The 1,991-nt window shown below is 27.2% G+C and carries 2 protein-coding genes; both read right to left on the bottom strand.

Features of this window, described 5'->3' with window-relative positions; genetic code table 11:
- A partial coding sequence (locus V7077_RS17215; protein ID WP_335504130.1) for a hypothetical protein occupies positions 1–332 on the bottom strand: 332 nt, incomplete at its 3' end.
- Complete coding sequence (locus tag V7077_RS17210; RefSeq protein ID WP_335504127.1) at positions 325–1,857, bottom strand: AAA family ATPase; 1,533 nt, start codon at positions 1,855–1,857, stop codon at positions 325–327. The genes V7077_RS17215 and V7077_RS17210, both read right to left, overlap by 8 nt.
- Between the last annotated feature and the right edge of the window lie 134 nt (positions 1,858–1,991).

Here is a 1,991-nt window from a genome sequence, read left to right as displayed (position 1 = left end):
GAGTACGAGGTAATATCTATCCAATCCTGAGAAAGAAAATTTTTATAATTAACAATAAACTCATTGTACTTTTCAAATAAATCCATATCTTCATACTTTAAATCACAAATATGGTTCTTTAAGTTAGTTCCTGTAGCTACGTCCAAAAAACTATATTTACAATCTGCATCTTTTTTCAGATCCTGCATCTTCTTTACTAAAATATCTATATCAGACTCATTTTTAACTTCAAATTTGGGTTCTTCATTTACAAAATTTAATATCTCAGCAACAAAATCATGATATGGCCCGATTAATTTCTCGATTTTATCTGACCACTCTACTTTATACATCTCTATCACCTTTTAATTCTCTAAATGCCTTAATCTTTAAAAATAATTGATATTTAATCTCACTATCAGCTATCTGTGAATATAAATTTAGTGCCTTATCAATATCTCCAATCTGCAATAACTTCTCAATTACGTCTACATATTCATTAATCATTTCACCTTTATGATCTTCTATATTAAATATATCAGAAAGAACATCTTCATAATTTAAACCCAATGTTTTGTCATTAACTTTTACTTGCTTAATTGAATATCTATCCTTTTTTAAGCCTATAATACAATTCTTTGTGACATCAGAAACTATCAATGGTGAATGAGTAGCAATAATTACATGACATTTCCTATCTCCTAATAAATCTATAAGTGTCTTTATATATCCCCTTATCCATTTAGGATGTAAATGTGTTTCTGGTTCGTCGATTAAAACAACAGAATTTTCATTTACATGCTCATGTAGATCAAAAAATCTCATAAACATACTTAACTCCCCTGAACTTAACATCGAGATTGGAAAAGGGTCACTATTAAAATTATTCTCAAACCATACATCATTCAATAAATTAAAAGAGAAAAGATCTAAAAACTCCAAATCCCATAACAATTGTTGATTTCCACCGGGGTAATAATATGTACTTGCTATGGATAATAATCTACTCTTACCATTTTTATAGGCTGATTCATAATCTTTTGTAATTTTGAATAGTATAGAAAATTTTTCCAGGATAAACAATGTTTCTAGTATATAATGTTCCCCTATAAAACTTAAATTCCCAAAATCTCTTATATTATTTGAAATCTTAGAAAATGCCCTCTCAAATTTAGTTTTGAACAAATTAGTTCTTTTACGTACGCCCATTTGACTCGATAGTTCATCTAATGTTTTTACATAATTATGTATCTTTTCTTCAACCTTTAAATCTAAATTCAAATAAGATAAGTTGTATTCTTCATCCTTCATCACCTTTAGCCTTTTTATTACTTTATCTAAGGCATAATGAGTTCTTAGTTGAAACTCTGAGAGCTCAAAGTATAATTCTCTTTTTTCATACCCAATATATTTTAAGATTGAGTAGACTTCTTCAAATTTATTGGACGCAAATTTCTTTAATATACGTGTTGATAATCTTTTTATACTTTGATCATTTATATTCGTTTTTTTTAGAAAAAAGTTTTTAGAACTCCCTAATTCATTTGTTACATCTAATTTATCTATAGGAGTATAAGAGGAAACAACAATATTTGAAGGATGTTCTAAACAATCATTGTAAGATGTTTTAGAATATTCATTTCCCTTCAATTCGTAATTCACTTCATATTTACCCATCTCTCTAGACCTTTCAATAGGTAAAAAGCTGTTGATTATCAATTGAAAAATAGTTGTTTTCGCAGTTCCATTCTCACCAATTATTACTGAGAGTTTCATTTCTTTATCCTTTTCTAAGTCCATTATCTTAGATTCTGGAAATTCCAACTCGAAATTTTCTAATTTCTTGAATTTATCTACTTTTATTCTTTTAATGAACATTAATTTTCACACCTAACAATTTATTTGAATTCTCTCTCCTATATCTGATCTCATGGAAATTATAACCTAATTAATAGTTAGTCAAAAGACAGGTTTTTTATTATTTTCGTTTATTATTATTAAGATGATTTTAC

It is taken from the genome of Neobacillus vireti (assembly GCF_036962465.1).
GTDB lineage: Bacteria > Bacillota > Bacilli > Bacillales > Cytobacillaceae > Neobacillus > Neobacillus vireti_B.
Note: the sequence above shows the minus strand (reverse complement) of the source record. Positions and strands in the feature narration are given on the sequence as shown.

Coding starts and splice junctions, on each gene's coding strand:
- V7077_RS17210 (WP_335504127.1), bottom strand. CDS start 1,857: ATGTTCATTAAAAGAATAAAAGTAGATAAATTCAAGAAATTAGAAAAT.